Consider the following 26,039-nt stretch of genomic DNA (forward strand, 5'->3'; position numbering starts at 1 on the left):
GCCGCGAGAGTACTGTCTTTCACCCTCGACGGACGATTTCGCCGGACAGTTTAACCATCGTCATTGCGTGTGTTCCGACCTGCCTCCCCGAACAGCCGTTGCGTCTCCCGCCTGAAACTTAACTCTTTTTGCATTTATTCTCAACTTCAGGTGCGCAAAGACTTCACAAATGCAAGAGGTGATTGGCACACCTATGCCTGGCAGCCTCTTCGTGACAGCGCCGCGTGTCGCAACCACGTCGTCATTGCTCGCCCTCCGTCTCGAGCTTCGAACCGCCCGACAACAACGTCGCGACCCACCTTCCGGACGGTGTGCCGGCGCAGTAGACGATGAATGCTATCAGCATCGGCACGCCGATGAAGGCCCCCGAAATGCCCCACATGAAACTCCAGAAAAACACTGCGAAAATAACGGCAAAGGGCGATATTGCCAAGGAAGCTCCGGTCAGCCGCGGCTCCAGATAGCTGCCGATGATGAACTGGATGACGTTCAGGCTGGTGAAGATGATGATCGCCGTCTGCCAGGAATCGAACTGGGCGATGGCGAACATCGTCGGAAGCGCCGTCGCGACGAACGGCCCGAGAAACGGTATGTAGTTCAGCGCGAAGGCAATGGCGCCCCACGCCGCGGCAAGTTCCAGTCCGGCGCCAAGCGCGAAGAGCCAGACGACGAGCCCCGTCAAAATGCTGGCGAATGTCCGCACGATCATGAAACGCCGAAGCTTAGCGCCGATCACGCGATTGGCGGTCAGGATCCGCTCGCCATAAGGCTGGGCAGCGGGCACAAGGAGGCGCGCATTGAAATCCTCCACCTCCAGCAGGCCGAGCATGATGAAGATGAAGACCAGCAGCGTGAAGCCGGCGAAGCTGTTAAGGCGCCCGGCCATCCCCTGGACAAAACGCACCAGCCAGGTCACATCGAAACGGTCTGCCAAAGGGCCGGCAACGGCTACTCCGTGCCCCTCCAGCCAGCTTGTCCAGTCGACATAGATGGCCTGGAACCGCTCGGCGTTGAGAAATAACCATTGCGCGAGCTTGCCGAACCCCCACGCCACTGATGAACCTATCGCGATTATCACGACCATGGTCGCGACAAGCGTGATGAGCAGGGCCAGAAGCTTCGGCATCCAACGCTGCAAGGCGGCCTGGCACGGCCAGACAAGCGCGATGACGAACAGGGAAAAAATCAGCGGAGCGAAAATGGATTGCGCCACGTAAAGCAATGCAAGCACGAGGATACCGGTCGCTACCGACCCGATCATTCGATTGTCGCCCGTCCCCGCCATGCCTGCCCCTTGACCACTCTGCAATCTCGCCGTTCCCCCATAAGGAGCCGGCTGTCTGTCGTCCGCATGGCTCGCCCCGCCTATGCGTCGACCTCGCTGTCGTCGCGCGAGACGGCCAGACACTGGCCCGATCCCGCGCGGTCGCTTGATATAGTTGGTGGTGGGGTTTTACCCGGCTGAGGTCGCTTTTTGCAGCGCGTCGCGCAGGACCTGTTCCTTCGTTTCGTCGAGGGAGGTCTTGAGAACAACGCCGCCGTAGGACGAGATTTCCTTAAGCACCTTGTCGGCGGTCATTTCCTGCACCAGAACGAACAATGCCCCGTTGCCCGGTTGAAGACTGCCGGCAAGATCCTTCATGAAGGCGTCATTGATCCCGACGTCGGTCAAGGCGCCACCGATCGCGCCCGAGGCAGCACCCACTGCCACGCCGATCAGCGGATTGAGGAACAGAACACCGATCAGCAGGCCCCAGAAACTGCCAGACGCGGCACCGGCCGCAGTGGTATTGACCAGCTGATTGAGCTTGACCTTTCCGGCCTCGGTCTTGGTGGCGATGACTGCATCTCCGACTTTGATCAGGTATTCCTTTTGCAGTTCGAACAGACGCTGACGCACCTCTTCGGCTTTGGCTTCCGTCGGATAGACGATCGCAATCAAATCAGACATGGCTACTCCCGTGAACAAAGCTAATGAGCACGCGTTATTGCGTTGACGCCAAATCATAGCCATCCATGCACCGATGAAATTAGCAGGGAATCCCGTAGCTTTGCATTGCGTCTCTTTCTGCTGCGATCCCGCCTCGCCTCTGCGGCCTCCCTCAGATGTCTCAACGCCGCGGACGGACGCTTCTCGCTCGGCCGCAGCAAAGAAAAACCCGCGCCTGAGAGAACATGATCTGCCGAGGCCGGCGGGCGATTGCCCAATCCATTGTCGCTGACGGATGAAGCCGTTAGCCGCCAGCCGCAACCGGCTCCGGTTCTGCGGCCTCGACCTTGGTCGGCTCGGCAGCGGACGGAATGCGGAACCAGAGAACATAGAGCACCGGCAGGAAGATCAGGGTCAGCGCCGCCGCAACCACCAGGCCGCCGATGACGGTGAAGGCAAGCGGCGACCAGAACGGATCGCGGATGATCGGCAACATGCCGAGCACCGTCGATCCGGCGGTGAGAAAGACAGGTCGAAGCCGCTGGGCGGTCACGTCGATGACGCCCTGCCAGGTTCGACCTTTCTCCTCCATCGCAATATCGATCTGGTCGATCAGCACCACGGAGTTTCGCGTGATCATTCCGATGAGAGCAATCATCCCGAGAACAGCGATGAAGCCCACCGGCGTGTTGGTGATCAGCATGATCAGCACCACGCCGATCAGCCCGAGGGGAACCACGCTGATGACCAGCAACAGGCGCTGCACGCTTTGCAACTGGAACATCAGGACGATCAGGATGATAATCCCCATCACCGGCAGCATCTCGACAACCGATGCCAGCCCCTCCTCGGCGCCTTCGACGGCACCGCCGACTTCGATCTGGTAGTCCGGATGCGCGCGGCGCAGTTCGTCGATCTTACCAGCCGCCGCCTCGACCACGCTGGCGGCCATCACACCTTCGGCCGTATCCGCCTGAACGGTGATTGTCGTGGAACCATCGTGCCGCCAGATGACGGGCTGGGTCGTCTGGTACTCGATCGTGGCGATGCTGGAGAGCGGCACCGTGTGATTGGGTCCAACCGGGATCTGCAGCGAGCGCAGGGTGCTGATATCGACGCGCTCCTCTGCCGTTGCACGCGCAACGACGTTGACGAGGTAGATCGAGTCCTTGACCTGCGTGATCGGCAGGCCGGACGCGGTCGCAAACAACGTCTGGGCGATCACCGAGGAGTTGAGCCCCACCAGTCGGGCGCGGTCCTGATCGACGTTGATGACAACTTTGCGCACCGGTTCGTTCCAATCGAGGTTCGGCTGAACGACGCCGGGGACCTTGTCGATCGCATCCGCCACCTGCCAGGCAACATCGCGCACGCCCGATATATCCCGACCGCTGACGCGGTACTGAATGGGCCAGCCGACCGGCGGCCCCATTTCGAGAGGCGAGACGCGCACGACGATCTCAGGCATTTTCTCGTCGAGCGTCTTCTGCAGGCGCGCCTGCAGCGCTTCGCGCGCACCCACGCTCTTGGCGATCACCACGGCCTGCGCGCGCGAGGGCGCCGGAGCCTGAAGATCCATCGACAGGTAGAACCGAACCGGGTCGGAGCCGACATAGAAGCTCCAGTCGACCACATCCTCGTCGGCGGCGAGCACTTCTTCCGCCTTCGTCACTTCCGAAGCGGTGGCCGCCTGCGATGCGCCCTGCGGCAGCGTCAGTTGCAAGATGAGCTCCGGACGGTCGGACGGCGGAAAGAACTGCCGCTTCATCAGGGATGATCCGACAAGCGCCAGCGCAAACAATGCGACGGTGGCAAGGACCACCATGAGGCGCATCCGCATGCAGGTGTACAGGAAGTTCTTGAAGCTACGGATCAGCGCTCCGTCCGGCTTCGCCCCCGTCGCCGGGCTCGATTTGAGAACGGCGAGGCCGATGATCGGGGTCAGCAGGACCGCCACCAGCCAGGACACGATCAGCGCGAAGCCGATCACCAGAAACAACGACCGTGCATACTCACCCGAAGAACTGCTCGCAAAGCCGACAGGAATGAAGCCTGCGATCGTCACCAGTGTTCCGGCAAGCATTGGAAACGCCGTCGAGGTGTAGGCATGGGACGCCGCCTTGACGCGCTCGTAGCCCTGCTCGAGCTTCGCCATCATCGTCTCGACGGTCACCATCGTGTCGTCGATCATCAATGTCAGCGCAATGATCAGGGCACCGAGCGAGACGCGCTGCAGCGCAATGCCGGTGACGTCCATGAACAAAAACGTCAGTGCGAGAACAAGCGGAATGGAAACTGCGACAGCGAGACCGGCGCGCAGCCCAAGCGCCAGGAAGCTGACGCCGAGAACGATGACCACCGCCTGCCCCAGCGATGTGGTGAAACTGCGGATCGCGGTCTTCACGACCGCAGGCTGGCTGGCCACATGCGTAAGGTTGATGCCGATCGGCAGGTCGTCCTCAAGTTTCTGCATCGTCGCATCGATATTGCGTCCGAGCTGCAGAATGTCGCCGCCCGATGCCATGGAAATTGCGATGCCGATCGCCGGCTTGCCCTTGATGCGGAATCGCGGCTGGGGTGGGTCCACCGTGCCGCGCACGACGCTTGCAATATCGCCGAGGCGGACGAAACCGGACGAGGTCGGGACGTTCAACTGGCGGATCGTGTTCTCGTCCGTGAGACTGCCGGAGACCTGCAGGATGGTCCGATCCTGTTCTGACGTTATGAGGCCGGCGGGCAGGACGGCGTTCTGCGCCTGTATCGTGCCGATCACCCTTGCTGCGCTGAGGCCGAGACTTGCCAGGCGCTCCGTCGAAAACTCGATGTAGATCGTCTCGTCCTGCGTTCCGATCAGCTGAACCTTGCCGATGTTGTCGAGCTTGAGCAGCCGGGTACGCGCCTCGTAGGCCCAATCGCGCACTTCGCGGTCGCTGAAGCCTTCCGAGGTAAACCCGTAGATGATCCCGAAGGTGTCGCCGAAATCGTCGTTGAAGAACGGTCCGCGCACGCCGGCGGGCAGGGTCGCCTGCATGTCGCCGACCTTTTTGCGGGCCTGGTACCAGGATTCGCCCACCTGATCCGGCGGCGTCGCATCGTCCAGCGTCACATAGACGATGGATTGTCCCGCCGTCGTCACACTTCGCAGGTTATCGAGATGCGGCACCTCTTCAAGTGTCCGCTCGAGCCGATCGGTAACCTGATCGACAGTTTGCTCGATCGTGCCGCCCGGCCATCCGGCGGAAACGATCATCGTCTTGAACGTGAACTCGGGATCTTCGTCACGACCGAGATTGACGTAGGCAATGATACCGGCGATGGCGCTGAGAAGCACGAGGAAGATGATAAGGCTCTGGCGCTTGATCGCCCATCCCGAAAGGTTGAAGCCCTCGTTCATTCGGCGCTTCCTTCAAGCAGGCGGACTGGCATGCCCGGACGAAGCTGCTGAACGCCGGCGACGACGACGTTGTCGCCGCTCGCCAGGCCTTTGGTGACGAGGAAATCCTTGGTGTCGAAGCGATGAACCTCGACCGGCACGAGCTTGGTGGTTTTGCTGGCCGCATCGACGACCCATACAGCGCTCTTGTTGTCCAGGTTGAACAGCGCTCCGATCGGCAACCGCGCAGCCGGCTCGCCCGAGAGACGGATCGTGCCGCGCACGGCGCTCCCGAAGCGGAAATCATCGGGCGCGCTGTCCAATCCGACGCGCACCGTGAAATTGCGGGTGACGGGATCGGCTGTCGGGGAGATCTCGCGCACGGTTCCCGTCGCCTTTGCGTTCGGGTTGCTCAGCAGCTGCACATCGACGCGCGCATTGCCGCCGGTTGTTTGGATGGTGGCTTCCGGCACCTGGAAGACGGCGTCACGTGTTCCGAGCTGCGCGACGCGCACGACCATCTGACCGCCACCGGCGACCTGCCCGACTTCACCGCCGATCGCTGTTACGACCCCGGCGGCGTTCGCCTTCAATACCCGGTTATCGACGTTGGTCTGAGCGATCCGAAGCCCGGCTTGCGCGGCATCGACCCCGGCCTTGGCCATGTCCGCCTGAGCCATGGCCGCTTCGAACAATTGGCGCGTCGAGGTACGCGGGTAAAGCTGCTGCTGGCGCGCCCGCTCGGTTTCGGCGTTCTGGGATTGCGCCTGCGCCGAAAACAGATTTGCTTCAGCCTTGCGAAGGGCATCCTGGGCGTCCTCTGCGTCGAGGCGGGCAAGAACCGTCCCTACCTCGACAAGATCGCCGACATCGACGTCTCGTTCTCGTATCTCGCCGCCCTGGCGGAAGCTGAAACTTGTTTCGGTGCGCGGCCTGATCTCGCCGACCAGCGATCCATATGTATCCTCGGGATTGAAGGAAACGGAGACCGTTCTGACCGGCCTCGGCGGCCGATCCCCCGCATCGTTCTCATCCTGGCAACCGGCCAGGAAAAAGGCCGCCAGTACTGCGGCTGACAAGCCGAATGCTGAGCTGGGTCTTGGTACGGCAAGGCGTATTTTCATCGGCGATTTCCCCGAAATTTCCCGGCGCGACAGGTCGAAGCCACGCATGAATGAAAGCAAAAACCTACTCAATGAGATCACCACGCAGCGTCCGGCCTGGTATCAGGCTCGCGTTTGGTCGTTTGGACGACCGCGACCATGATGGGATAGCGCCTGCGGCACTTCGCGCAACCAGCACTCTGGCCGGCAAGAGGGAAGCGAGGAACGCTCGAGGTAGCCCAAGGAAGCGCCCGTCAATCATCATCCCGTGTGTCATGGTGGTGAGCGCGCACGATAGAAGTCCTGAGTAGGAACCCAAGTGTTGATGCTCCCTTAAACGCCCGGGTCAGCTTGCGCATTGTCACGGGAACCCGAAGGCGCAGGGCTCCGTTCAGACTATAGTGCCGTTCAAGACGCGAAGTGATCAGCATAGAATCCGGCAATCAGGCCTACCGTCCAGATTTTTGCAGTCGATTGCAGACCAGACCGAGGGCTGTGCTGGATTGCAACGCGTGACGTTTGGGGTTAACCACAGACGATGTTTCTGAAGCTCGCACAAACGGAATTCATCTTTCGCCCGCGCCGCGGATAGCCTAGAATTATCGGCAACGTCCAACCGATTGTCTTGCGAGGCGCTTTGCCGATCATGGATTTGAAGAGCGCGCTGGGAACTTGAGCCGAACCATGTTCCCAATGCGATTGGGCATCACCCTGATCATGCTGCTTGTCCTTATGGGCTGTGGCGGGCCACGCGCCGTTCTCGGCCTCGGAGCAACCTCCTTGCAGGGGGAGCCGGCGGCAATCGTTCCGATCTATGTCGCAACCACGCGCGCCCGCTCGGACAACCTGTCGCTGCCCTATTCGGCGGAGCGGTCGAAGGCATTGAATTTTGCGAAATTCGACATCGGGATTCCCAAAAACCATGTTCCCGGGAACGTCGAGAAGACCGGCCGTGTCCCCGATCCGAGCAGGCATTTTACCGCACGGACATATCAGCCGATCACTCAGAGACAGGAGTTCGTCAGGCAGCTGAACGCGGCCCTGGCGCAGCATGCGCCTGCGGATCGCGAGATCTTCATTTTCGTCCACGGATACAACAACAACGTCGCAGACAGCATTTTCCGCAACGCCCAGATTGTCCACGATTACAACATCAAGGCAGTGTCCCTGCATTACGCCTGGCCGTCCGGTGGGGCTGTCCCGCTCTACGTCTTCGACCGCGACAGCGCCCTGGTCGGTCGGCGGGGACTTGCGGAGACCATCGAAATCGCGGCGCAGACCAATGCCACGAAGATCGTCATCGTCGGCCATTCGATGGGCGCCTATGTCGTCACCGAGGCGCTGCGCGATCTGGCAATCAGCGGTCGTCGCATCACTCTCGACCGGTTGGGCGGCGTTGTGCTCGCGGCGCCCGACATCGACGTCGACGTGTTCCAGAGCCAGATGGACGATATCGGCGTTATTCCCCGACCCTTTACGATCGTGGTTTCGCGGCGCGATCGCGCGCTTGGCGTTTCCAGGTTTATTGCCGGCGGCCATCCGCGCGTCGGCAGCGGTTCCGACATCGCCATGCTGCAGGCGAAGGACATATCGGTCATTGACGTCTCGGACGTCGACGGCGGACGACACAACGTCTTTGCCAGCTCAAAAACACTGATGGACGTGGTCAGCAACGACGCGCTCATGCGCAGCGTCCTCAGAGACGACCAACCGCCTGCCGGCCAGACCATGCTCGCCGACGGCGCGTCAGCGATCGAGGGCGCGGCCTCACTGATTGTCTTCCTACCGGCGCGAATTCTGGGGGGGATGGCGCAAGCTGTTGGCGGACAATAGGCGCACTCGGGTCGTTCCCGACACTACCCCGCAGACGGCGAGCGTTGTCGCTGAGGCCTTTGCTGCTCCTCCGGTTCAGCCCGCCGGGAAGCCAAGCATGCCGAGCACGTACAGGGCAATCACATAGTACAGCACGTACAGCGCATATGTCTGGCCATTGCCGGTGTAGATCCTTCGCACCAATCCGCCCGTGCCGACGGTCAGATCGCACAAGCCGTCCCAGAACCAGTCCGCCACCGGTGTAACAAGCGGCGCAAAGGCGGCGCGATAGAAGCCGTAGAAGTGTGCGGTGCCAATGGGAACGGAGCGGCCGCGTCCGCTCCTGTAGATCAGCAGGAACAGCCCGAGCAGAGCCGCCGCGACCGCCATCGTGGCGGCCATGACGGGCACGGGGTTCCAGTAGCCGTAGATGGTTTCAAGCGACATCCCCTGCCAAACCAGTGTCGATGCGAAATACGGGTCGATCGCCGCAGAAACGGGATCCATCAAGAGTTTGGGATAGAAGGACAGCCCGAAAATGGCCGCGACCAGGACGAACTGCGGTAGGAGCAGCGGCAGGGGTGCCTCGCGAACACCCCGATGCGCCGTCTTTCGCGGCCCAAGGAAGACGGCGTAGGCCAGCCGGAACATGTAGAGGAAGCCGATGAAGGTCGCGAGTACGGTCAGGATCGCGAGACCGTACCATCCCCTGTCCATCATCGCGCTCAGAAGCAGCCATTTGCCGCCGAAACCGGCCAGCGGCGGCAGGCCGGACATCGAAATCAGCGCTACAACGACGGAGGCGAAGCTGAATGGCATTTTCCCGGCAAGGCCGCCCGACTGATCGAGCAGCCTGGTGCCCGTTCTCAGGATGACGCCGGCAGCCGCCAGAAAAAGGATGCCCTTCACCATCAGGTGGTTGGCAACGAGGTAGAACGCGGTCACCCAGCCAAGATGGCTCATCAACGCGATCGCCGTGATGATGTAGCCGATCTGGCTCATGCTCGAATAACCGAGCATCCGCTTCATGTCGCTCTGCTGAAGCGCCATGACTGCACCTGCAATCGTCGTCAGCAGTCCGATCCACCCCATCACATGCGCCATCTCAAGCCCGACTTCGGAGCGTATGGCGAGGTAAGTGACCATGAACAGGCCGAACACAGCCACCTTGCTGATGACGGCGGACATCATCGCCGACAGGTCGTCATCCGCCTCGGCGTAGGCACCCGGCAACCAGACATGAACACCGACGGCACCAGACTTGATCAGGAAACCGATTGCCAGGAATGCGAATGCTGGTGCCGCATCGGGGCCGGCCGTCGCAATTGCAGCAAGCGCAGTGGTTCCATTTACCGAAGCGGCTAGACCGAATCCCGCGAGCAGCGAAAACGCCGACACCAGCGAAAACAGCAGGAACTGCAGCACATAGGGATGGGCTTCACGGCGCTGCGCGATCAGGAAGTAGGACGAAAGGGTTATTATCTCCCAATGAAAGAAGAATTCGAGGCTGGTGGTGGCGCTTAGCAGACTGCCGATCGACAGGAGAAGGATCGCCATCATCGGGTAGAAACCGCGGCGCACATCGGAACGATAAAGCCCGGAAGAGGCTACCACCAGCCCGCCAGCGACGAGGAGCGCAGCAAACAACCGCGGCAAACCCTGGATATCGCGAACGATCCATGATCCGGCAAGAGAGACCGCGGCCAGCATCAGCACGCATTTTACCCGCCCCGGCAGCCAGTCGAGAAGGCAGAGGCAGCCGCCAAACAGAAGCGGTGCGACAAGCAGCAACGAGGCCGCGCCAGCGAGGCTGGCCGCCATGAGGCCGCTGGCAAAAAGCAGAACCGCACAGGCCAGCACAGGCACCAGCCTCTCGGGCGCCGGGCTGATCGTAATTCTGTCCGGTATCGGACGTGTCGCATGCTTGAACCAGCGAAACATGTAGGCGGCTTCAAGCAAGGATCCGATCAGGATCATGGCGATCCAGATATGTTGGCCGCCCGCTGCAGCCCGCATGACCAGTTCCCATTTCGCCCAGAAACCGGGAAATGGAGGCAAGCCGGCAATCGCGACGAGAAAGACGGCAAGGGTGGCGAGCAGGAACGGATTGCCTGAAATATCGGACCAGCCGTCGACTTCCGCACGCTCGACAATGCCGGCGAGCCAGAACAACCCCGCCTTGGCGAAGAGATGGTTGATGAACAGACCGCCGACGACCAGCGGCAGCGCCTCCTCCGCCTGAAGCTGGTGCAGCAGCGAAAGCGCCAGCATCAAAAGCCCCATCTGCGCTATCGAGGAATAGCCGAGCATCCGCTGAACGCTGGTCTGCTTCAGGCCAACCAGGTTGGAGAAGAGAAAGGTTATGCCCCCGGAGATCGCGAGGATGCCGAGATGGCCTTCAAACAGCGGCAGCAGCTTGAAGAGGGCGAAGAATACGCCGGCCGACACCCCGACCGAGACAAGAGCCGCGGTCCCGCTGCTTGCCGTCTCGTAGACGTCGAGCCCCCAGCCGTTTGCCGGGAATGGCTTCAGTTCGAGCACCAGGCAGGCCAGCACAAGCAGTAGCGCCGTCGCGCCGATCGGACCGGTGATCAGCGCCCGGTTGGCAATCATCTCGTCGATGTTGAGCGTTCCGGTCACATGATACAGAAGGCCCGCACCGAGCAGGAAGAAGGACGAGGCGAGCACCGTCGCCATGATGTATTTGAAGCCCGCGGCGAGTGCCGCGGGCGAGCGTTCAAACCCCAGGAGGCCGTAGGTACCGATCGAGACGATCTCGAGGAAAACGAACTGGTTGAAGAGGTCTCGGGTCATGACCATGCCGTTGATACCCATGATCAGGATCAGGTAGAGCAGCAAGGCCGCATAGCTTGAGCGCAGGCGGTCCCAAAAATGCCACGCACCAAGCACGGCGATGACATTGACGCAGAGCGAGAAAAAGCCCTCCCAGGGCCCGAAGCGCAGGTTGATGGAAAAAGGCGGCACGCTTCCCGCGGTGAACACCTCGATGGTCGCGCCGCCGTGATGAAGTTTCCACAGGCAGGCCGCCGATATCGATGTCATCCCCAACAGCGCGACGATAAAACCCGCCGCCGGCAATGGCTTGGCGATGCGATGGAGCAAGGGGATGAGAAACCCGCCGCCGAGGCCGAGCAGGAAGATATTCAGCGGCTGCAGAAAGCTGTCTACCATTTCGACTCCGTCAACGCGTCGATCGAGAGGGTGTTGCGGGTCACGTGGAGTCTGATCGCGAAGGACAACATGATCGCGGTTACCGAGAAGCCGATGACGATGGCGGTCACCACGAGTGCCGCCGGAATGGGATCGACCGCGCGCGTGGCCGCATCCGCGGCACCGAGTGCATCGTCTATGATCGGCGCGGTTCCGCCGGTGATGTAGCCCGTCGCCACCAGGACGATGTGCATGCCGGTATCGATCAGGGAAAAGCCGATGATGATGCGCAGGATGTTGCGATGCTTCAGCATTCCCCAGAAGCCGATGAGAATGAGCGCAAATCCCGTGGTGAGAAGTACCTGTGATATCGGCAGTCCCATGATGATACCTCGTATGCTTTGTTTCAGCTGCGGAACCGGTCAGCAATGACACTCAATTCCGCACCGACCTTGATGCCGAGCAGCGCCGATATCAGCGGGATGGCGCCTGCGCTGAGCAGCGTCCCGAAATTGCCGCGCGGCAGGATGTGGCTGTCGAGGAAGCCGCCAGCGAAGACCAGCCCCAGAATGCCAAGGGAAACATAGAGAACGCCGGCAAGCGATTCCGTGATGCTGAGAAAACCATGGTCGATCTGGGCGGAGGGATAGGCGAGCATCAGCAGCATGACACCTGACGCGACAACCGCGCCGCCCTGGAAGCCGCCGCCTGCCGATAGGTGGCCGTTCATGATCACATAGACGCCGAACAGGAAGATGAGCGGCAACACCACCTCGGCGCCGTTGCGCACCAGTTCGCTCGGCCCGTGCCCCTCGCGGCCTGCTGTGGGCCGGGAGAACGGCTTCTCTTCCGGCGCGTTTGCGAGAAGCACGCCGACGCTCGCCGCCACCATGAAGAGCACAGCGACCTCCCCGAGCGTGTCGAACCCACGGAACGAGATCAGGATGCCGGTCACGACATTCGGCGCGCCGAGATCCGCGGGGACCTGCGACAGATAGTGCACCGCCAGCGCCGACAACGTCTGACGTTCGCTGTAGCCGGAAACGAGGCAGGCAAAGATGACCCCGAACATGACCACCGCCAACAGGCTGAACATCCGCCTCATGAGGACGCCTCTTCGGCAGTGGAGTTGTTCTCGTCCCTGAGCGCGTCGACAATGGTCGTTTTCGCCATCGGCGTGCGGATCGCATGCGCGGCTCGCGACAGCGCATGCGATGACAGCGGATTGGTCATTAGAACGAAGTACGCGACGATGAGCAGCTTGAGCGACCAGTCGGGATGATAGATGCCGAGGCCGGCAAGAACGAGGATATTGCCCAGGGTGGAGGCTTTTGTGCCCGCCTGAATGCGGGTGAAGACGTCGGGCATGCGCAGCAGCCCAACTCCCGCGGAAAACAGGAAGAACGCGCCGACGAGGATGACGATGCTGCCGATCAGGTCACTCATCTGCATGTCCTCCGCCTCTTGTCTTGCGGATCGCATAGAGGAAGATCAGCGTTGCCAGGCCGGAGCCGATCGCAGCCTCCGCCATGGCCACATCCGGCGCCGCCAGCAGAACGTAGGAGGCCGCCGCGAACAGGCTCGCAAGCCCGGCGCTGACCATGGCGGCCATGAGATTGCTGAGCACAACGGCCAACACGCCGCTCATCAAGATGCTGCCGCAAGCCAACAGGATCAGCAATTCGAGCATGATGGTTAAGGCCCCTTTTCCAGAAAGCGGGCAATGGCGAGAACTGCCAGAAAACCGAGAAGCCCATAGACCAGAGCGACATCGAGATAGGCGAAGCGTCCGCAGATATGAGCATAGAGCGCAATCAGCGAGATCGTCACGACAGTCAGCATGTCGATCGCCACGACCCGGTCGATCGCGGTCCTGCCGACGACCAGTCGCAGCACGCCAAACACGATGCTGAAGAAAATCAGGACAACGGCGATCTGCAGGATAATGTCAGCCAAAAACCGCCCCCAGGTGCTTTTCGAAGGGGCCGACGATCATGCGGGTCGCTTCCTCCGGGTCAGTGGTCCTGACGTCAAGCCAATGAATGAACAGCGCCTCGCCCCGGAGGTCCATGACCAGCGAGCCGGGCGTGAGCGCAATCGAATTGGCGAGCGCCAACCTGCCGATCGGCGACTTGAGCGGCATGTTGACCTTGACGATGCCCGGACGGATATCGATGCGCGGCGCGTAGACGTAGCGCAGCATATTGATGTTCGCCTTCACCAGCTCAACGAAGAAAACATAGGTGTAGGCCAGGAAATGAAAGACTTTGCTGGGCGTGATTTCGATCCGCCAGACGTCGCCACGGCGAACGAATATCGCCGCCACGACCAGGGAGACAAGCGCGCCGGTTGCGACGATCGGCAGTTCCAATGACGCATTGACCACCAGCCAGACGATGAACAGCAGGCCCCAGAGAACGAACACGCCCTGCGGCAACCCCGATACGCGTCGTTGCGTTGTTCCCTGGTCTTCTGGCATCGCGCAGGCTTTCAACAGGTGATGATGGAATTGTAGCGCACTCACGGCAGGCAAATCACCTCATGGAGGTCTCCTTGATGGCTCCATTCCGCGCCGGCGTTCGCCGATCCGAAAGAGCATTGATGCGTCGTGCGGGCACATTAGCATCGGCTGCGTCGGACTGTGATCGGCATTGAATCCAGAAACTATGCCCAGGGTCCGATATGCCGGCCCATTGCCGCGCTTTTCGGTGCCGGAGGGGCCCACCGCCGCGGAGGCCCCTTGACCCGCATTGAAAACGGAGAAATCAATCATTCACGGCGAGCGCCTGGCGAAGGGAGAGATGGCATGAGCAGACGCGCCTCTATTGTCTGCCTACCGGAGCGCGGATCCGCGGCACCTCCGCTGGAACCGTGCCGGCCGGCACGACGTGCAAGCCGATCCAAGCGGACGTCGGACCAGTGAACGAGAAGGCACCAGGGACTGGATCCGCGGTTCCCGTCGCGGCCAGTGTCGCCAGTTTCCATCCCCTTAGCGCGGCCGAGACGAAGGTTGTGGCCTATCTGGGCCTGGGCGATTTCGACAGGTTGGGCGACGGCTTGCGCCCGGAAACCGCGGACCCGACACGTATCGTGCGCGCCGAACTTTTGCGTTTGCTGATCCTCGGTACCGATGGCCACCATTCGCACGAGAAGGGGCTGAGACTGAGCGGCGCCTGGATCACCGGCATTCTCGATCTCGAGGGTTGCCGCATTCCGCGCGATATCGGCCTCAAGGACTGCCACTTCGAAGCCTCGCCGATATTGCGCTCCGCTATCATCGACAATCTGTTTCTGGACGGCTCTGTTCTTCCCGGCTTGCAGGCCGACCGGCTCGAGGCGCGCGGCTGCCTTTCCATCCGCGGCGCCACCGTAACCGGGGAGATTCGCCTGTCCGGCGCACGCACGGGCGGCAGCATCGAGGCGGACGGCGTTACGATCACATCGCCCGGCGGAGTAGCGCTCGACGCTGATGGATTGGAAACACGGGGCGGTGTTCTACTGCGCGGCGCGATAGTGCGCGGCGGCGTCAATCTGTCCGCCGTGCGCCTCAGCGGCGATGTCAACGCGGTTGGCGCAAGGATCGAACGCCCGGGCGAGGTCGCCTTCAACGGTGACGCCATCGTGGCGGGTGGCGATCTGGCGTTGCGGAGTGCCACCATCATCGGCGAGGCCCGTTTCCATGGCGCCCGCTTCGGCGGAGATATCGATTGCACCTCGGCGACGCTCTCGCAGCCGGGCGGTTACGCACTGAGGCTCAATCGCTCCGCGATCGATGGTGCGTTCTTTCTGCGGCAAGGGGCATCCGTCGACGGTACGCTTGACCTGACGGCGACCACGATCGGCGCAATCGATGACGAAAAGACCAGCTGGCCGCCGAAGGGAGACCTGCTGCTGAACCGTTGCCAGTACGGCGCTTTCATCGGCGGACCGGTGGATGCCGAAACCAGACTGGACTGGTTGTCGCGCCAGACGCCAGAGCGCTGGAAGGCCGATTTCTGGCCGCAACCTTACGAGCATCTCTCGACGGTGCTGCGGGAAATGGGCCATGACGAGGATGCCCGCGCTGTCCTGATCACCAAGGAACGCTTGCAGCGGCGCGCCCGGCGGGCGCGCGCCAAAAGTCCGATTCTGCGCGGGGCACTGGCGTCGCTGGATGGCATTCTTGCGATAACCCTTCGCTATGGACGCCAGCCCCTGTTGGCGCTGGTGTGGCTGATCCTCTTCTGGACGATCGGCTCGGGCGTGTTTGCCGTTGCCTATCGCAATGGCGCGATGAAACCGAACAGCCCTGTCGTCCTGCGTTCTCCCGAATGGACAATGTGCGATCTTGAGCGGACCGAGAGCCGCTATATGCCGTCGAGCGGACAGGTCCTGGCGGGACGCGCCGAGGCCGGCCAGAACCAGCTGTCCTGCTTCCGCAGCCAGCCGGAAGCCGCCAGCTACCCTGAGTTCAACCCCGTCATGTATTCGCTTGATGTTCTCCTGCCGGTGCTGCTCGTCGGACAGAAGGATTACTGGCGACCGGACTCGATGAAACCGACAGGGAGGCCCACCCTGAGCTACTATTTCTTCCAGTCCATCATCGGCTGGGCCCTAAGCCTGCTGGCCGTGGCCGGCTTCTCCGGTTTGGTCAAATCGAGGTAACCTGCGACTTAGGCAGCGCCCACCGAACAATGGAGCTACAGGCCCGGGCGCCCTTCAGAAACGCCAGATCAACGGCACGAGGAACACCGAGACAACGAAGAACCAGATCAGCAGCGGCAACCCCAGCTTCCAATAGTCGCTGAAAGCATAGCCGCCGGGACCCATCACCATCAGGTTGGTCGGCGTCGCTATCGGCGTCAAGAAGGCCGCAGCAGCCGCCACCGCCGTGCTCATCAGCACCGGACGCGGAGAGACACCCATGGCTGTCGCCGCCGCCACGCCGATCGGGATAACGATCAACGCGGTTGCGGTGTTGCTGATGAGCTGCCCCATGATGGCCGTGAGCACGAAGAGGCCGGCCAGCAGTGCGACGGGACCGGCATCGCCGACGAGATTGACGAGATGGTCAGCCATCAGCTTTGCCGCCCCGGTCTCCACCATGGCCGTTGAAAGCGGCATCATCGCGCCGACGAGAATGACAGTCGTCCAGCCAACGGCACGATAGGCCTGCTCGACGCTCATGATTCCCGACAGGATGATCGCGCCCGCGGCGAGCAGGCCGGCAACCGCAGGCGGCACGACACCGGTTGCGAGCAACAGAACCATCGCTATCAGGATGAAAATGGCCTGTCGGGCGCCCGGCCCCATCGGAACGGCCTGCCGCCGCACCAGTTCGGGCGAATTGACCACCAGAACATCAGGATCGTCGAGGCGGATATCCAGGGCTTTCCAGGTTCCTTGCAGCAACATCGTGTCGCCGGCCTGCAGCACAATCCCGCCCGCATCCTTTGTTGCGTTTGCGGCAGCGATTTCCGCACCTGCGCGCTGCACCGCAAGAATGATCAGATCGCCGCTTTCGGTCACCATGCCCGGAAAGACGTTTTCACCGATGAGACCGGAGCGCGGCGGGATGACGACCTCAGCGAGGCCGGAGCTGCGATTGAACAGCGTATCCTGACCCTGCCCGGCCGCCTTCTCATCCCGAAAAGCCAGATGCAATTGCGCAGCAAATGCAGCAGCCGTATCAGCCTCGCCACGTACCAGAAGGTGATCTCCCTCGGCCACGAGAATCCTGCGGAGCGGTCCCGCCGTCTCTCCTTCCTGAATGGCGACAAGCTGCAGCCCCGGATGCGCGGAGAGGTCTATTCCCGACGGTGACGCCCCCACATAGGGCGAGCTTGCCCGCACGCGCATCTGGTAGATGCCGCTCGCAAGGCCGTATTGCTCCACCAGTGTCTTGGCGTGATGACTGAAATCGGCAGGCATGGTCGCGCCGTTGCGCTCCGGCAGAAGCTGCTTTCCAAAGAGCACGATGATCGCCATCGACCCGGCCAGAAGCGGCACACCCACAAGCGCGAACTCGAAGAAACCGAACCCGCCGACTCCGGCATCCGCTCCGGCTTCCGAAACCAGCACGTTCACCGGCGTTCCCGTCAGCGCCAGCATCGAACCGGCATGCGCGGCAAAGACCAGCGGCATGAGCAGCTGCGACGAGTTCCGCCGGAGGCGCACGGCAATCACCACCACCACAGGCAGGAGCGCGGCTACCGCGCCATTGACGCTGATCAGTGCGGTGAGCAGAGCGACCAAGCCCATGGTCAGCACCAGAAGGCGTGTGCGGCTTTCCTCACCCGCGCCGCGGATCAGAAGCTGGCCTGCCCAGGCGGTGACGCCGGTGACCTCAAGCCCGGAGCTGACGACAAAGAGTGAAGCGATGAAGATGACGGCCGGATCCCCGAAGCCCCCAAGCGCCTGGCCGATCGTCAGCACGCCGGTCGCCCACAGCGCCAATGCGGTCAGCATGGCGACAAAGACGACAGGTAACTTGTTCCATACGAACAGGACGACGGCGACGGCGATGATGGTGGCTGTGTATGCTATGGGACTCAATCGCTCCGCTCCTCATTTGGCCGCGCTCTGGCCACCCAAAATCACTCAGCCGCGGGCGCCAACATGCAACCTCAGGCTGTCCGTGCTGCATTGGATTTGCGTCGAGCAGACGCCTCACACGGCAGGTATGCGACCTCATGACTGCAGGCACGCCGGGGATCGACCGCCGCAAGCTGCGGCCCGAGCAGGCAATCCCGCGGAAGTGCTAGTCATCGAGTGTCGCCATCAGCACGCCGATGCGGCAGCCTTTTTCGTATTCCTTGAGGTTCACATATTCCTTGATCGTATGGATCTCCGCCTGGCCCGCACCGATGGTGATGGTGGGAACGCCGTGCTTGTCGAGCCAGTTGGCGTCCAGTCCTCCATTGGAGAAGACATAGACCGGCTCGATGCCGAGGATCCCGAGCGCTTTGGTGGCGCGCTTCACGATCGGCGTGTCCTTGCCCAGTTCGAACGGCGGATAGGACGCGACGTGGCTGAATTTCACGTCGGCCTTGTCGCCCTCGTCAGTCGTCACCTCGCTCTGCGCCTTGGCAAAGGCTTGCTTGTAACCATTGGCGATTTTCGTCGCGAAAGCCGCTTCGGGGCTACGCGCCTCGCCTTTGAGGTAGGCGTAATCAGTGACGACGTTGGTGGCGTCTCCGGCAGGCTTGTTGTCCTTGCCGCCGAAAATGCCGATATTGCTCGTGCCCCGGCCGTCGGGTTTGACGATCTTGCCGAACCAGCCGGCTTGCCGCGCTTCGGCAAGAGCGATCGCGCCAACCAGCGTGGCTGAAATGCCTTTTTCGGGAGCAACGCCCGCGTGCGATGCACGACCAGTGATTTCGACCTCCCAGTTTTCCTGCCCCACCGCACCGATGATCAGGTCCGAGGCGCTCTGGCCATCGACATTGATGCACATGGCCGCGCCGCCCAGATCGGCCGGGTTGAGCTCGCGTGCGCCATGCAGCCCGCTCTCTTCGCGCACAGTAAACAGCAGCGTGATCGGTGGATGCGGCAGCTTGTGCTTGATCAGCGTTTCGGCGACCACGACAAGCAGCGCGACGCCGGTGCGGGCGTCGCCGCCAAGCGCGGTGGTGCCGTCGGAAACGATACGGTCGCCCTCGCGCCGTGGCTTGGCTCCCGCGCAGAGTGGCACGGTGTCCAGATGGGTGGAAAAGAGCAACCGTGGCCCTGGCCGCGTTCCGGGAATATCGACGATCAGGTTGCCCGTTTCGGTCGGCAGCGGAATGCGCTTGTTGACGTCATCGAAGCGAATGGCCGATTCAGGCACACCGATTTTCTTCAGAGCGTCGCAGACCGCAAGGCCGATGTTCTTCTCCTGTCCGGTAACACCCTCCACTGAGAGAAACCGCATCAGATGTTCTTCCGCCGCGGCGACGTCGAGAGGAATAGAGGTATTGCTCATGATATCCATCCGATTAATTGCACGTTGTTTCGTTCAGGCTTGCGCGTCGACCCTCACAGGCCCCACGGCAGACCCAGTGCCTTCCAGGCCGCAAAGAGGCCTGTCCACAGCACGAACATCAGCACGACATAGGGAAGCATCAGGGAGACGATCGTGCCGACCCCTGCATTCTTGTCGTACTTCTGTGCGAAGCCGACCACGAGTGCGAAATAGGCATTGAGCGGCGTGATCGCGTTCATCGGCGAATCCCCGACGCGATAGGCGGCCAGCACCGCTTCCGGTTCGACGCCCAGCTTCATCAGGAGCGGTACGAAGACCGGGGCGAAGATCGCCCATTTCGCGATCGCGCCTGTCAGCAACAGGTCGATGATCGCGACCACGACGATGAAGCCGATCAGCAACGGAAGGGCGCCGATATTGGCGGCCTGGAGAGCACCTGAAAGGCTGAGCGCCATGACGGTACCGATGTTGGTGTAGGTGAAATAGGCGACAAACTGACTGAGGACGAAAAACAGGAAGATGGTGCCGCCCATGTTCTTGATCGATTTTTCGATCGCAGCGATCACTTCCGCAAGCGTTTTCAGCGTTCCGGCGCCGATGCCATATGTCCAGCCTGTCACCAGGAAGATCAGCATGATCAGGGCAATCAAGCCATTCATGAAAGGCGAGTTGCCGATCAGCTCTCCAGTATCGGGATTGCGGAGCGGCGCGCCGCTTGGGATTGTCAAAAGGAGGAAGACGACGAGCAGGCCGATGAGCCCGTAGAGCGCAAACCGCAGCCCGCGCGATTCCTGCTCGGAAAGCGTCGCCCCTTGGCTCTGAACGCCACCTTCTGCGTTTTCCGGATTGTACGCGCCGAGCCGCGGCGCAATGATCCGATCGGTGATCAAGGCAACCACGACCGTCAGGAACAGCACCGAGGCGATGGAAAACCAGACGTTGGACGCGAGGCCGATCGACCGTGCGGGATCCACGAGATGCGCCGCATCATTGGTGAATTCGACGAGCACGGCATCGAGCGGTTTGATGAGCATATTGACGGTGAACGCGCCCGCCACGGCAGCGAAGCCTAACGCAAGACCCGCAAGCGGATGCCGCCCGACGGCCAGATAGGCGACGCCTGCAAGCGGTATCAGCACAAGATAGCCGGCATCGGCCGCGATGCTTGCAAGAATGCCGACGAAGGCTAGGATGTAAGTCAGCGCCCAACTCGGCGAGACAATGACGAGCTTGCGGATCAGCGCCGTGACCAGGCCGGATTCCTCTGCCACACCCGCGCCGATCATGGCGGCGATCATCAGCCCCACGGCGGTGAAGCTCATGAAGTTGGGAATGAGCGAGGAGTAGAGGAAGCGGATTCCTTCGACATTCAGCAGGCTGCGGATCGCCGTCGACGCCTGCTCGATCTCATGAGTATCCGGATTGATACGCTCGTAGGTGACCGCCGCTCCAAAAGCGCCCAGCACCGCCGACAAGACGATGACAATGCCGATCAAAATCAGAAAGATGACCACAGGATGGGGAACCATGTTTCCCACCTTCTCGACGCCGTCGAGGAATCTCTGCATCGTGGTCTTTGATGCGGCATTGGCAGTGGCCATATCTTGCCTCCGTTGAGCCAAAGGATCGCGTCCCCAAGGGCGCTGGAATTGGGTTTAGGCGGGCTAGCTAGCTTTAATGTGGAGAGTGACGGATCGGTATGAACCCAAATTCCCAATCCACGGCACTCATCAATAGATGTTTGAAATTTGAGAGCGCCTGCATTGCTGACTATGGCGGGAGCCCAGATGGGGCTCACGCAGATCAACCGCATCACGCGATCGGCGTGAGCGTGTTGGTGCATGAGCCGGTGGCGCATCAAACACCGACCACGACGTCGACCACCCGTTAGCGTGGGCAAGCCGCCACATAACGCCGGCCATAGCGATCCTGATAGTAGCATTGCCCGGGTCGTCCGGCCACATTGCCGATGACGGCGCCCGAAACGCCACCGATTGCCGCACCGACAGCCGCACCTCGGACATCGTTCGTAATGGCGCCACCGACCACGGCACCAGTCGCAGCGCCAATACCGGCGCCTTGCTGCGTCGGCGTACAACTTGCCAGCGCCAGACCAGCCAACGATGATAGCAGCAACTTCTTCATCACTCTCCCCTTATTTGACACTCGAACAGGCAAAGGTGGCAACGGAAGCCATGCGCCATGCTTTCAAGTATAGTGTCGCTCAAGACTGTCTGTGATGGGCATAGAATCCAGAAACCAAGCTCTAAGTTCAAATCTGCGCGCTGCGAGGATGAGCATCGGAAGTCCCAACGGAGAGAATCCGCTCAAGAATTCAGATTGTTGGCAAGCAAGCGGGAGATGCTAGGCCAAGTCACGCCAACCCTGCGCAACCTACCCTATCCGCGCAAGAATACATGCGACGGGCTCTTGGGCTGGATTTGGTGGCGTCGATTTTGAAGACGTTGTCCCCGGCATGTTGCGAAGGCCGTGCCGACCTGATGCTCGGCCGCAAACATGTCGAGGCGCCTCTTGTCTCGCCAAGCCGAAGCTCTCAGTCCTCAGTAACGTCCCACTTGTCGTCAGGATTGAACTGCTTGATCCCGGCAGCAATCGTGTCGGTCTTCTTGCCCAGATCGGCCTGATAGACGATACCGTTGGCATTGACGACAAAGGTATGGACGCCCGTCTCGCCGTAGCGGACCGGCCAGGCGATCAGTCCGAAACCGGCGATCATGTTGCCATTGATGATATAATCAAACTTTCCGCCAGCGATATTTGGCCCCTGGCTGGTCAGGATCCGATAGTGATAGCCGAAATAACCCGAACCCGTCTTGGCCTTCTTGACGGCGACTGAATCGCTTTTAAAGGCAGCGCCCGCTGGACTGTCGCCCGCCCCGAGATCGGGGGACCAGTAGAGCCCGTCGGTCTTGCCCTCGCTGCTGATCAGCTTTTGCGCGTATTCCAGAACGCCGTCTCCGTCGTGATCGGCCGAAGCGTATTCCTTCTGCGCGTCGACGTAGGCTCGCATCGTCGCGATCGCCTGCAGTTCGTTTTCGCCGACGCGGCGATTGATGATCTCCTCGAACCCGGCATAGGTATCGAAAGCCCATTTTCCGTCTGCGCCCTTGACGATCGGGAACGGCAGCGGCCACAACTTTTCACCGATGTCGAGGATCTTGTTGCCACCGTCGTCGCGGACGACGACCTGCTTTTTGGCGCCGTCCCGGATCTGGGCATAGGTATCCATCACACCTTCGCCCGTCCTCGCCTTCTTGGGGTCGAGGCCGAGCAACGTTGCGAGCTTGTCGAAGTCGCCGGCAGCAAGCGCCGCCTTGAATGCGTCGACGACCTGCTCGGGCGTATCGAATATCGGCGGATCGGTCGGCGACGCAAAACCCGCGATAACAGCCCCCTCGGATGGCTCCGCGGCATGGAGGCCTATCGGAGGAGCCGCAAATCCGATGAGCGCAACGGTAAAGACCGAGCTCAGGACCATGGTTCTGACTGACGTCGTCATGACTGTCTTCCTTTGCTCCAGGGGTTACCGACGTCCGCCGCCGCTATGAGGAACGGATCGATGCCCGCCGCCGCCGGCGTGTCCGCCGCCACGATTGCCACCGCCCATCGCCTCACGCCCGCGATTGGACTGCTGCTGCGCCCGGCGGCCGTTATCGACATGACCGAGCGCCGACGGCTTGCTTGGCCTGTTGTCCGCGCGGGCGGCGGGCTTGGGCTTTCCGGCCGGACGGTCGAAATTGGTTTTGGACGCGACGCTGCCTGCGGGTCTGTCCGGCCGGGCGTTGGGCGTCCTGTTCTGGATCGCCTGCCCCGACTTGTTGCCAGCGTTGGCGCCCATGTCACGATTGATGCGGTCGGCATCGATCTTGCTGTTGCGAACGTCCTTCACGCTGACATTGCCGCCCGTGTTGCGGATCGCGGTGTTGCGGTCGTTGCCAATTGCGTTCGCCTTGGCGTCGATGCTGTTGCGGTCGTTCGATTTGATGCTGTTCTTGATCGAGTTCCGATCGATCTTGAACTGGTCGCTGTCGAACTTGATCTTGCTGCGATCGACATTCTTCCAGTCGACGTCGTTGAAGTTGACCTTGCCGTTGACGTTGTTGAAGCAGTTGTTGCAATCGATATCGACGTCGCCGCCCCATCGCCCGCCCCACACACCCCAGTCGTCCCAATCGACCGCCGCCGCAAAGATCGCGCCGGTGACGGCTGCGGCAAAGAACGGCGCGCTGGGATAGGTGTAGTTCGGATAGTAGTCTGGATAATAGCCTATCGGCTGCGGCGCGTAGTTCGGCTCATAGAGCATCTCGGGCGCATATTGCGGCACATAGATCTTCTCGGGGCTGGCCGACTGTATGACGACGTTGTTGTTCTCTTGGACGACCGTGATCTTGTCGTCGGTCTTGATGATCCCGTCGGCAACCGCCTTGTCGCGAAGCTGCTGGATGGCGATCAGGACATCCTTCTGCTGGTTGGTCAGTGCCTCGCCCAGCGATTGCGTCCAGTCGAGATCGTCGCTCATCATCTTGACGATGTCGGGATAGTTGAGAAGCGAAATCACGCTACCGTCCCAAGTGTCCTTGGGCTTCAGCTTGGCGTTCGTCTTCACATCGTCCAAATATCTCGCTGCCTCGACGATCTGCAGGGGATAGAGCGATGCGGTTGTGACGACCGCGACCAGCTCGTCCGGATAGAGTGCGATACGGGCAACCAGCACTTCGAGCTCGTCGTCCGTCAGTGGCGCTGGTGCCTCGTCGGTGGATCCTGAGACATCGGCAGCCGCCGCTTGTTGTGCGCGAGCCACAGCGATGAAGTCCGGAGTCAAGGAAAACCCGGCGAGGGTCAACAAGAACGCGAAGACTGTTGCCAGACGTAGTCCATGAATTCGAGGCATTTCACAAATCCCCATCTCAATCGGAACCTAGTTGTTTCGTAGCATCGCATCCTTCGGATTCGGCTGTACGTCGAGCGGCAATCCCTCGAACAGGGCGCCAACGCGCTTATGGCAGAATCTCCATGCGTGCCTTCTGATAGATCTTGTCGGTATTCATCCATTCGCTCAGCGAGAACATGGTCATCATGAACTGTGGGGGCAGCGAGAGCCCGGCGGGTCGCGGTAAGCGATCTCAGGCATGATTCATTTCCCTTGTGAAATGGCCGTCCGATTGCCGGACGAGCCGAGTGCGGCGGTGCCAATGAGTTGGTGACCGAAAAGCGACTGGATAGTAAGCAAAGCCAAAGGTTGAGTATCGGATTGGCGTCGGAAGGGCAGTTACACGGAACGACTGCATCGGTGCCCGTCGCCGACGTTCTTTTCGCCGCGAATAAAGCCAAGTTTTGTCGAACGGTGCCTCCCTTGCCGACCTTTCACCCTCGAAGAAAACTTGCTTCTGCCTGCAACTTCTGTGATAGGCGGTCTTTTAGCGTTTTCGTCCCAAGCGATATAATTTCAAACTTTTACGCGAATAATATTAGCACCTTGAATCGGACGCGCAAGGGTGTATCTTCCCCGTATTCCTGCAACTCAAGCAGTCAAAATGCACGTTCCCCAGCTTCCGGGGCTCGGCTACGCCGTGACCTAACGTGGTGGCCAACACGCTCTTGACCCTATGGGGAATGTGCTATTGCTCGCCCAGGTGTGTCGTGCTGTTGACGAGGCGCTGACAAGTTGAAGCGTAAGATCCGTTGACCGGGCGGGTTGCCATTTGGCTTCAAAACCACCGCTAGCGATTTTTTCGGTCGCGCAGGATAATGACGCTCGAAACGGAGTTCACGTGCCAATGAGGACGCCCATCGAGCAAACAATCCTCAAACGATCCATCGCCGCCACGATGTTTGTCGGTGGCTCTGCCATCTTGCTGGGGATGCTGTCCGCTTCTATGTCGATTGTGTTTGACGGAGTCTTCTCCCTCGTCGATGCCGCAATGACCTTGCTTGCGCTCAATGTCACGCGACTCATAGCCCGCGAGAACAGCGCGCGATTCCAGATGGGATACTGGCATACGGAGCCGATGGTCCTCGTCCTCAATGGCGGTTTGCTGACGCTGCTTTCCTTCTATGCGCTGGTGAATGCGGCGTCCTCTTTCCTTTCGGGAGGGCGACATCTCGTTTTCGACTGGGCCGTGGCCTACACGGTCCTGGTGTCGGCAATCTGCCTCGGCATGTTTCTCTACGTGCGCCGCAGCAACCGCACCATACGGTCCGATTTTCTCGCGCTCGACATGAAGGGCTGGGCGATGTCGGGCCTGATCAACACCGCGCTTCTCGCGGCTTTCATCGTGGGCGCGATCCTGGAGAAAACGGACTATGGGATGTGGGTGCCGTATATTGACCCGGCGATCCTGTGTATCTTGACACTCTGCCTGCTGCCGGTTCCGATCAAAACGGTCTTCGATGCCTTCAAGGATATCCTCCTCGTCGCGCCGCGGGATCTGGACCAGCTGGCGCGAAAGGCGGCGGAAAATGCGGTCGCCCGGCACGGCTTCGCTGGATACCGGTCTTATGTTGCCAAGGTCGGACGCTCGCGAATGATCGAAATCTATCTGATCGTGCCGCGAACGATGGAAATCGGCACGGTCGATCGGCTCGATGCCATTCGAGCGGAGATAGGAAATGAAATCGGCGATCCCGGGCCGGACCGCTGGCTGACCATTGCCTTCACAGGCGACGTCAAATGGGCTGACTAGATGC

Annotated in this window: 20 protein-coding genes; 3 read left to right on the forward strand and 17 right to left on the reverse strand. The window is 61.0% G+C overall.

Annotated elements, in window-relative coordinates:
- Positions 1-241 precede the first annotated feature (241 nt).
- From AC1D2R_RS15205 to AC1D2R_RS15220, 4 genes are all read right to left on the reverse strand, one after another.
- On the reverse strand, positions 242-1,285 hold the full coding sequence (locus AC1D2R_RS15205) for an AI-2E family transporter (RefSeq protein WP_477968094.1): 1,044 nt from the start codon (positions 1,283-1,285) through the stop codon (positions 242-244).
- Positions 1,286-1,453: 168 nt separating this feature from the next.
- Entirely contained in the window at positions 1,454-1,951 is a 498-nt protein-coding gene (locus AC1D2R_RS15210; RefSeq protein ID WP_477968095.1) for a DUF1269 domain-containing protein, read from the reverse strand.
- Positions 1,952-2,234: 283 nt separating this feature from the next.
- Positions 2,235-5,324 carry an efflux RND transporter permease subunit gene (locus AC1D2R_RS15215; protein ID WP_477968096.1) on the reverse strand — a complete coding sequence of 1,030 codons (3,090 nt, stop codon included), beginning with the start codon at positions 5,322-5,324 and terminating at the stop codon, positions 2,235-2,237.
- Positions 5,321-6,427 (reverse strand): efflux RND transporter periplasmic adaptor subunit, encoded by a 1,107-nt coding sequence (locus AC1D2R_RS15220; protein ID WP_477968097.1) that lies wholly within the window; start codon positions 6,425-6,427, stop codon positions 5,321-5,323. The genes AC1D2R_RS15215 and AC1D2R_RS15220 overlap by 4 nt, the downstream gene beginning before the upstream one ends.
- A gap of 663 nt (positions 6,428-7,090) precedes the next feature.
- Between AC1D2R_RS15220 and AC1D2R_RS15225 the strand changes: the two genes are divergently transcribed.
- Complete coding sequence (locus tag AC1D2R_RS15225; protein WP_477968098.1) at positions 7,091-8,239, forward strand: alpha/beta hydrolase; 1,149 nt, start codon at positions 7,091-7,093, stop codon at positions 8,237-8,239.
- 75 nt (positions 8,240-8,314) lie between these two features.
- Here AC1D2R_RS15225 and AC1D2R_RS15230 read toward each other — a convergent pair whose 3' ends face one another.
- Genes AC1D2R_RS15230 through AC1D2R_RS15260 form a run of 7 tightly spaced genes read right to left on the reverse strand, consistent with a single transcriptional unit; the run spans position 8,315 to position 13,868 of the window.
- Complete coding sequence (locus AC1D2R_RS15230; RefSeq protein WP_477968099.1) at positions 8,315-11,410, reverse strand: proton-conducting transporter transmembrane domain-containing protein; 3,096 nt, start codon at positions 11,408-11,410, stop codon at positions 8,315-8,317.
- Entirely contained in the window at positions 11,404-11,772 is a 369-nt protein-coding gene (locus AC1D2R_RS15235; protein ID WP_477968100.1) for a sodium:proton antiporter, read from the reverse strand. The genes AC1D2R_RS15230 and AC1D2R_RS15235 overlap by 7 nt, the downstream gene beginning before the upstream one ends.
- A 23-nt stretch (positions 11,773-11,795) precedes the next feature.
- Positions 11,796-12,494: a hydrogen gas-evolving membrane-bound hydrogenase subunit E gene (gene mbhE, locus AC1D2R_RS15240; RefSeq protein ID WP_477968101.1), complete on the reverse strand. Its 699-nt coding sequence runs from the start codon at positions 12,492-12,494 to the stop codon at positions 11,796-11,798.
- Positions 12,491-12,835: a monovalent cation/H(+) antiporter subunit G gene (mnhG, locus tag AC1D2R_RS15245; protein WP_477968102.1), complete on the reverse strand. Its 345-nt coding sequence runs from the start codon at positions 12,833-12,835 to the stop codon at positions 12,491-12,493. The genes mbhE and mnhG overlap by 4 nt, the downstream gene beginning before the upstream one ends.
- Entirely contained in the window at positions 12,828-13,079 is a 252-nt protein-coding gene (locus AC1D2R_RS15250) for a hydrogenase subunit MbhD domain-containing protein (protein WP_477968103.1), read from the reverse strand. Before AC1D2R_RS15250 ends, mnhG begins: the two co-directional genes overlap by 8 nt.
- 5 nt (positions 13,080-13,084) lie before the next feature.
- Positions 13,085-13,345, reverse strand: a complete 261-nt coding sequence (locus tag AC1D2R_RS15255; RefSeq protein WP_477968104.1) for an MrpF/PhaF family protein — start codon at positions 13,343-13,345, stop codon at positions 13,085-13,087.
- The gene (locus AC1D2R_RS15260) at positions 13,338-13,868 is read right to left on the reverse strand and encodes a Na+/H+ antiporter subunit E (RefSeq protein WP_477968105.1); all 531 of its coding nucleotides are present in this window, start codon (positions 13,866-13,868) and stop codon (positions 13,338-13,340) included. Before AC1D2R_RS15260 ends, AC1D2R_RS15255 begins: the two co-directional genes overlap by 8 nt.
- 440 nt (positions 13,869-14,308) lie before the next feature.
- Between AC1D2R_RS15260 and AC1D2R_RS15265 the strand changes: the two genes are divergently transcribed.
- Positions 14,309-16,033, forward strand: a complete 1,725-nt coding sequence (locus tag AC1D2R_RS15265; RefSeq protein ID WP_477968106.1) for a hypothetical protein — start codon at positions 14,309-14,311, stop codon at positions 16,031-16,033.
- A gap of 54 nt (positions 16,034-16,087) precedes the next feature.
- Here AC1D2R_RS15265 and AC1D2R_RS15270 read toward each other — a convergent pair whose 3' ends face one another.
- From AC1D2R_RS15270 to AC1D2R_RS15295, 6 genes are all read right to left on the reverse strand, one after another.
- On the reverse strand, positions 16,088-17,923 hold the full coding sequence (locus tag AC1D2R_RS15270; protein ID WP_477968107.1) for an SLC13 family permease: 1,836 nt from the start codon (positions 17,921-17,923) through the stop codon (positions 16,088-16,090).
- A 205-nt stretch (positions 17,924-18,128) separates the two neighbouring features.
- Entirely contained in the window at positions 18,129-19,331 is a 1,203-nt protein-coding gene (locus AC1D2R_RS15275; RefSeq protein ID WP_477968108.1) for a M20/M25/M40 family metallo-hydrolase, read from the reverse strand.
- A gap of 53 nt (positions 19,332-19,384) precedes the next feature.
- Entirely contained in the window at positions 19,385-20,932 is a 1,548-nt protein-coding gene (locus AC1D2R_RS15280) for an AbgT family transporter (protein WP_477968109.1), read from the reverse strand.
- A 286-nt stretch (positions 20,933-21,218) separates the two neighbouring features.
- Entirely contained in the window at positions 21,219-21,476 is a 258-nt protein-coding gene (locus AC1D2R_RS15285) for a YMGG-like glycine zipper-containing protein (protein WP_477968110.1), read from the reverse strand.
- Positions 21,477-21,885: 409 nt separating this feature from the next.
- Entirely contained in the window at positions 21,886-22,851 is a 966-nt protein-coding gene (locus AC1D2R_RS15290; protein ID WP_477968111.1) for a DUF2950 domain-containing protein, read from the reverse strand.
- Between the two features lie 24 nt (positions 22,852-22,875).
- Positions 22,876-24,243, reverse strand: coding sequence for a DUF3300 domain-containing protein (locus AC1D2R_RS15295; protein WP_477968112.1), 1,368 nt, complete (start codon positions 24,241-24,243; stop codon positions 22,876-22,878).
- A gap of 886 nt (positions 24,244-25,129) precedes the next feature.
- Here AC1D2R_RS15295 and AC1D2R_RS15300 point away from each other — a divergent pair.
- Positions 25,130-26,035 (forward strand): cation diffusion facilitator family transporter, encoded by a 906-nt coding sequence (locus AC1D2R_RS15300; protein ID WP_477968113.1) that lies wholly within the window; start codon positions 25,130-25,132, stop codon positions 26,033-26,035.
- Positions 26,036-26,039 lie beyond the last annotated feature (4 nt).

This window comes from Rhizobium sp. P1_C7 (genome assembly GCF_056406295.1).

Coding starts and splice junctions, on each gene's coding strand:
- AC1D2R_RS15205 (WP_477968094.1), bottom strand. CDS start 1,285: ATGGCGGGGACGGGCGACAATCGAATGATCGGGTCGGTAGCGACCGGT.
- AC1D2R_RS15210 (WP_477968095.1), bottom strand. CDS start 1,951: ATGTCTGATTTGATTGCGATCGTCTATCCGACGGAAGCCAAAGCCGAA.
- AC1D2R_RS15215 (WP_477968096.1), bottom strand. CDS start 5,324: ATGAACGAGGGCTTCAACCTTTCGGGATGGGCGATCAAGCGCCAGAGC.
- AC1D2R_RS15220 (WP_477968097.1), bottom strand. CDS start 6,427: ATGAAAATACGCCTTGCCGTACCAAGACCCAGCTCAGCATTCGGCTTG.
- AC1D2R_RS15225 (WP_477968098.1), top strand. CDS start 7,091: ATGTTCCCAATGCGATTGGGCATCACCCTGATCATGCTGCTTGTCCTT.
- AC1D2R_RS15230 (WP_477968099.1), bottom strand. CDS start 11,410: ATGGTAGACAGCTTTCTGCAGCCGCTGAATATCTTCCTGCTCGGCCTC.
- AC1D2R_RS15235 (WP_477968100.1), bottom strand. CDS start 11,772: ATGGGACTGCCGATATCACAGGTACTTCTCACCACGGGATTTGCGCTC.
- mbhE (WP_477968101.1), bottom strand. CDS start 12,494: ATGAGGCGGATGTTCAGCCTGTTGGCGGTGGTCATGTTCGGGGTCATC.
- mnhG (WP_477968102.1), bottom strand. CDS start 12,835: ATGAGTGACCTGATCGGCAGCATCGTCATCCTCGTCGGCGCGTTCTTC.
- AC1D2R_RS15250 (WP_477968103.1), bottom strand. CDS start 13,079: ATGCTCGAATTGCTGATCCTGTTGGCTTGCGGCAGCATCTTGATGAGC.
- AC1D2R_RS15260 (WP_477968105.1), bottom strand. CDS start 13,868: ATGCCAGAAGACCAGGGAACAACGCAACGACGCGTATCGGGGTTGCCG.
- AC1D2R_RS15275 (WP_477968108.1), bottom strand. CDS start 19,331: ATGAGCAATACCTCTATTCCTCTCGACGTCGCCGCGGCGGAAGAACAT.
- AC1D2R_RS15280 (WP_477968109.1), bottom strand. CDS start 20,932: ATGGCCACTGCCAATGCCGCATCAAAGACCACGATGCAGAGATTCCTC.
- AC1D2R_RS15285 (WP_477968110.1), bottom strand. CDS start 21,476: ATGAAGAAGTTGCTGCTATCATCGTTGGCTGGTCTGGCGCTGGCAAGT.
- AC1D2R_RS15290 (WP_477968111.1), bottom strand. CDS start 22,851: ATGACGACGTCAGTCAGAACCATGGTCCTGAGCTCGGTCTTTACCGTT.
- AC1D2R_RS15295 (WP_477968112.1), bottom strand. CDS start 24,243: ATGCCTCGAATTCATGGACTACGTCTGGCAACAGTCTTCGCGTTCTTG.
- AC1D2R_RS15300 (WP_477968113.1), top strand. CDS start 25,130: ATGAGGACGCCCATCGAGCAAACAATCCTCAAACGATCCATCGCCGCC.